This window comes from Pseudomonadota bacterium (assembly GCA_022361155.1).
In the GTDB taxonomy this organism is placed as follows: domain Bacteria; phylum Myxococcota_A; class Polyangia; order Polyangiales; family JAKSBK01; genus JAKSBK01.
This window is the reverse complement of record JAKSBK010000605.1, coordinates 1-5,903: the sequence shown is the minus strand read 5'-3', so window position 1 is coordinate 5,903 and position 5,903 is coordinate 1. Positions and strand designations below refer to the sequence as shown.

The window sequence follows — 5,903 nt, the reverse complement described above, 5'->3', positions numbered from 1 at the left end:
TTGGCATCGACAGGGCGCTTGGCATCGACAGGGCGCTTGGCATCGACAGGGCGCTTGGCATCGACAGGGCGCTTGGCATCGACAGGGCGCTTGGCATCGACAGGGCGCTCCCCTTCGCTCGAGGAATCGCCTCTCCTTCGATGTAGCTTGAACGATATGACCTTGGGTTCGCTTCGTGGAATCCTGAGACGGGAGGAGTGGGAGCTGTAGCCCTCCTTGGTTGCACGGAGCCTCCAGTCGCCGCCGGCCAGATCCACCTTCGCGCGCAGCGGCGTCGTGCCCAGCTCTCGCTGTTCCGAGCCACGCGTGATGACCACGAGTGCTCCCGGCGGTTTGGATTCGATCGCCACCACAGTGGATAGGGGGGGCAGCTGAAACCGATGCTCTCCGATGAAGCGCAGTACTTCGCCTTCCTTCAACTCCACCGGATATACAACCGGACTGTGCTTGGGGTGCTCGATGCGCACCAGGTGCTTGCCGGGTGCGATTCCGGTCTCGACGAGAGGCGTGCGCATGGCCAGCTCGTGGCCATCTATGAGCACTTTGGCGTCCCGAGGATCCGAGTCGATCTCGATCCCCGTTTCGGCCTTGATCAACTCGACCGGCACCCACAGCGTGCCGTACCGCGGCACGTCAACGGTCTGCCTCCAGGTCCGGTAGCCGGCACGTCGGACCTCCAGTTTGTGAGGCCCTGGCGACACGTCCGGTACGTCGAATGGACTGCTGCCTTGAATGGGCTCGCCATCGAGCAGCACCTGGCACTCCTTGGGCTCGGTGGTCAACCTGATCGTCGCGCCTTCAACCCGCGTGGTGAGCAGGAACGCGACAGCCGCTACCAGAGCCAACCCGGCCGCCACGAGAGCGAACACTCCCTTACGCGGGCCAGCGCTTTGGCTGGGCACGGGCAATGCGCCCCCGAACGGAATGGAACTGCCTTGTAGTCTCGGCCCGGTGCCTGTCCCCTCGGCTCGGGACACCGATGGTGACGCGGAGGAGTCGCTGCCGGACGAGGCGTACGGCGCCGGCCCCGACGCGATCGCCGCTTGCAGGTCCTCGGGCCGATCGTAGATCTGGGTACTGAGCTCTTCTTCGTCCCAGTCCATGTCGAGCCCGACCGGTCCATCTCCGCTGCCGTTGGTCGGAGGCTGCTGGGGCCCTGAGCCGGTCCCGTGCTCGCTGCCGTCCGAGGCCGGTGCGACAGGCGGCGTTGGCGCCGGAGGTAGCGGGGCGCCCTCGGCAGGAGCTGCCGGCGACCGGTCCGAGGATCGGGCCGATGCTGGCGGCGGCGGTTGAGTGGGTCCCGCCCGTTGTTCTGCGCCCAGCGGCTGCGAAGCGCCCATCGCCTGCGAAGAAGGGGCCGCAGCGGGCGGCGCAACCCCGAGCAGCGTCGACTTCCTACGTGGGGCTGCTGGCGCGGGTCCTGCAGAAGGCGGCGCAGCCGGAAGCGATGCCCCTGGTGTAGAACCGGTGCCTGGCGCGGGAGCCAAATCGTCGAAGATCTGGAGATCGTGCGCCGCATCAGCCTGCGAAGCGACCTCCGTTTCCTTCGCGATGTCATCGGCAAACGCCGTGCGCATGAACGCGCTCAGGTCCTTGCGACCAAAACGCACCTTGGTGGAGCGATCGAACTGCTGCAAGTCCTCAAACATCTCCGAGGCCCTCTGGTAGCGGTCTTCACGATCGCGAGCCAGAGCCTTCAGGACGATGCGTTCGAGCTCCTCAGGGATATCGGGGTTGTAGCTGCTCGGGGGCAGGATATCGACGTTACGGATCTTCTCCAGCGTCGAGAAGTCGCTCTCGCCGACGAACAAGCGCTCGCTGGTCAAGACCTCGTAAAGGCAGATTCCCAGGCCGAAAATATCGCTGCGTTGATCGAGCTCCAGGCCCTGTACCTGCTCCGGCGACATGTAGCCGAACTTCCCCTTCAGAATACCGGCCTGCGTCTTGCCCGCCTTGCCCGCGGCCTTGGCAATCCCGAAGTCGATGATCTTCACGCCACCATCGTACGAAATCAGCACGTTCTGGGGCGAAACGTCGCGGTGTACCACGTTGAGCGGACGGCCCGCGGCGCTCTTCTTGGTGTGGGCGTAGTCCATGCCCTCGCAGACCTTCGAAAGGACGTAGACGCATAGCGGGATCGGTAGGCGCTCTCCCTGCGACCGTGCGCGGTTGAAGAAAGCGCGCAGGTCCTTGCCGTGCACGAACTCCATCGCGATGTAGTAGCTGTCGTTGACCTTACCAAGGTCGAAGGTCTGAGCGATGTTGTCGTGTTGTAGCTGCTCTGCGATCTTGGCCTCGTCGATGAACATCGTGATGAACTCATCGTCCTCCGCGATGTTGGGCAAGATGCGCTTGACGGCCAGCAGTCGCTCAAACCCCTCCACCCCGGTGGCCTTGGCCTTGAACACCTCGGCCATACCGCCAACGTTGATTCGCTCAAGCAGAAAATACTTGCCGAAGGGGATGAGGTTGCTCACTTCAAACTCATATGTTGCCAGAACCCCCCGCATCCGGCACGCCAACGGAGATCATCCGGCACGTAAACCGCAAGCGGGCACAACCAACCGCCTCTCGGGCGACGCAGTCTACATCGGGCAATGCCTCGGTCAAGCGACAGTGTGTGTGAAATCCCTGCTCTCACTTACATTGCAAGCAAATGTCGCATGAACCGCTCCCTGACTCTTGGGCGTCCGGTCAACACGGGTGGGCCGGATCGGCCTCGCGGCGACCGGCGGGCAAGGCGCGCCGCGGCGCGCGTACTCTCTGTACCTAAGGGCCCGCGGAAGAATGACTCATCCATCTCACCGGTTCCGACCACCGCTGGCTATATTGCGCCTCCTCGAAATATCCCCAATATTCCTCGTCGTTGCGCCTTGCCAACGGCGCCCGGCCCTCGGCGATACAGACGAGTTATTCTCCCGCGGGTCCTAAAGGTGGCGCAACATCGCCGGGCGGGATGGATCGGAGTCGAAATGAAGAAGCTGTTTTGACCCGCCGCCTTGGGCTTGTCTCGATTGCCTTCCTTGCTGCACTCGCGACTGTTCCGGTGCCGGCTCACGCGCAGTCGGCCGTCTCGACGAAACCGGCCGCCAGTGCTCGCAGAAGTGAGTTGGCCCGGCTGGCACTGCGCCTGCGCTCGGCTGACGTTGCGGGGCAGAAGCAAGCCGTTGACCAGCTGTGCAGACTCGGTCGCGCTTCCGAGCCGGTCCGCGTGCTTGACGCCTTTGTGCGCGAGGGCCAGTCGGACGAGCTGACCGATCACGTGCTTGACGCGCTGGGCCGCATCGGGCGTGTCGAAGCCATACCGGTCTTGAGCCTGTTCGCCCAGCATCGCCGCACCGCTGCGCGGCGACGCGCCTATGCTGCGTTGGGTCGCATCCGGCAGGGTCGCGTCCGGCAGGGTCGCGCTCGATACGGCGGCGTGGTTCCGTTGCTGCTTCAGGGGCTGCGTGACAGCGATCCGGGTGTGCGCACCGCAGCTGCGCTTGCTCTCGCCGAACGGGATGCGAGCGGTCATGTGGGCACCCTTTTCGTGGCTTTGGAGCGCGGCGTTTTTGCAGCAAGCAAAGCGATCGGCAGGCTCGGAGACGCGGCAAGCGTCGAGCGCTTCACCCGCTACACAGGACGGATACCCCTGCGTGCCGTGCTCGCCGGCTACGAGCAATACCTGGCGCGTTCCGACCTCGACGACCAAGCCAAGTTAAGCATCGTCGCAGCGCTTCGCGAGCTAGCGACGCCAACAGCACGGACCTTTCTACAATCGCAGCTATCGAGGCTCCCCCGCGTCGGACATCCGAGGCTCAAAGCGGCAATGGGGTCTGCTATCCGTCGCATTCGGAAGACGCCGCTTCGAACAGGAGTCAAGCCGCCATGAAGACTATCTGGGGCGGGGGCCGCAGTCTCCACGTCAACGCCGTCGCTGCCACCTTTCTGTGCTGCGCGGGTTGCGCCCCGGTGGTGCCCACGGCGTTCGACACCAAATTCCCCGACAACAGGCCGGCTCACACGGCAGCGGTATCGGCCATGCTGGCGGCGCGCCCAACCGCAAGCCCCGCTCGAAGCAACCTCGGTGCCTCGTTGATCGTTGCTGTCACCCAAGGCAGGCCCCAAAGGGTTCTGGCGTTCGACGTCAGGCAGGATCGCGTGCTGTGGCGCGTTCGGCAGCGAGCTCGAGGTACGCCCGTGATCTTGGCCGACCTCGTACTCGTGCCCGGCAGCGACTGGATCGTTGCACGCGAGTTGCTGAGCGGGCGTGAACGTTGGCGAGTCCCGAGTCTGGGGCAAAGCCCTGTTGGCGCGCAGGCTGATGGGGATCGGGTCTTCATCGTGAGTCGTAAGGACACTGCTGGCCGGCGCCTTGGCATCCTTCGCTGTCTGAGCGCGCGTACAGGTGCAACGCTCTGGCGCCACGATGTCCCGGGAGCTCTCGGCCGACCCGCGGCCAGCTCGGGGCTCGTTTTCGTTCCGTGGAACCAGCAAAGCCTCGTGGTGCTCGAAGCGGCGACCGGCAAAGAGCGCGCTCGGATCCGCAGTACCGACGACACGATTTCTTGGGTAGAGGCCACGCCCGCCGGTGTGTTCTACGGCACAAAGGTCGCCTACCTCTGGAGCGACCGATCCCACGGCGGGACCCGAGATCGAAGCACGTACCGATCGTTCGACTTTGGACCGCTGCCCGCACGGCCCCGGCTCCGCAACGGTGGATCCGACGCCTGGGATGACGCGGGTCCCAGGGCCGAGCACATCGCCCTGCGCTTCCGCTTCGCAAGTCAACCGGAACAACCCGTCGGCCTCGCCGGCGGCCGGGCATACTTCGTCTTTTATCGCTATGTCTTTGCTCTCGGGGACTCCGGGCAGCTCGAGTGGGCGGCAGTGCTCGAGCACGACGCCATCTCGTCTCAGGCCACTGCCGCCGGTCTGGCGGTCATGGACAAGCAAGGCGGCTTCCTGTTGCTTGACCACGCCAGCGGGCGGATCCTGTGGCGTGCCAGCGCCGCAGTAGCGCTCGTGGCAGCGACCATGGACGTGGCTCAGGGGCTGCCTTTGCGCGAAACGCCACGCGCTGGCGGAAGCGGAACCGGGCAGCCATGCGAAACAGAGCCGTCGCTGCGGGCAGCGCTGACCGCCATCGCGTTCGACCGGGACAACCGTCTCGTATTGGCGCGGGCGTATGCCGTCGAGCAGCTCGCGTTGCTGCAGATACCGGAAGTGACGCAAGACTTGTTGGAGCTCTTCGCACAGCCCACGACGCCTCGCTTCCTGCGCGAGCAGATCGTTGAGACGCTTGGCGAGCGCTCCGTGGGCCAGCACTACCTGGTGGAAGCTCTGCGGTCGCACTTCGATTTCTTGCGGGGCTCCCGGTCGCCGCCGCTGGCGCTGATCGCGCCGGTGCTCGCCAGACGAAGCGTGCGGAATGCCGTGCCGGCGCTCGTGCGCCACCTCCTGGACCACGAAACGAAACTCGAAGATCTCGAACCGCTGGCGACAGCTGTCGTGGCCTTGGGTTCACCCGTGGTGGTTCCGGCCCTGGCCCAATTCGTCCGACTCTACCATGCGGACAGCTCCTTCCAGTCAACTCCTCAGGCCCTGATCATCGCCATTTCGGGCTTGCTCAAACACGGCGGCGTGGAAGGGCGAGCGCTTGTGGAGGCGCTATCGCGGCGTCGCGACGCGCTACCTGCGATCGTGATCGCGGCCCGAGAGCGTCTTGCGCAGCCGGGAACGAGCGAGCTTGCACGCGAGTCGAAACGGCGAGACGAGCCGACGCGCGTCGCAGCGCTTTCGCAGGCACAGATCCGAGCCCAGTTTGCGCCGCATGTCGATGCCGTGCGTCGCTGCTTGCGGCCTGAGATCGCTCGGGGACCGATGCTCACCGAGGTCCGCATCGCGTTCGTGATCGATCC

Annotated in this window: 3 protein-coding genes; 2 read left to right on the top strand and 1 reads right to left on the bottom strand. The window is 65.0% G+C overall.

Going from position 1 to position 5,903, the window contains the following annotated elements; genetic code table 11:
* Nucleotides 1-2,477: protein kinase (locus MJD61_22835; GenBank protein MCG8558097.1), on the bottom strand; the 2,477-nt coding region annotated here is incomplete at its 3' end.
* A gap of 632 nt (nt 2,478-3,109) precedes the next feature.
* Here MJD61_22835 and MJD61_22830 point away from each other — a divergent pair.
* Nucleotides 3,110-3,874 carry a HEAT repeat domain-containing protein gene (locus MJD61_22830; GenBank protein MCG8558096.1) on the top strand — a complete coding sequence of 255 codons (765 nt, stop codon included), beginning with the start codon at nt 3,110-3,112 and terminating at the stop codon, nt 3,872-3,874.
* Nucleotides 3,871-5,903: PQQ-like beta-propeller repeat protein (locus MJD61_22825; GenBank protein ID MCG8558095.1), on the top strand; the 2,033-nt coding region annotated here is incomplete at its 3' end. The genes MJD61_22830 and MJD61_22825, both read left to right, overlap by 4 nt.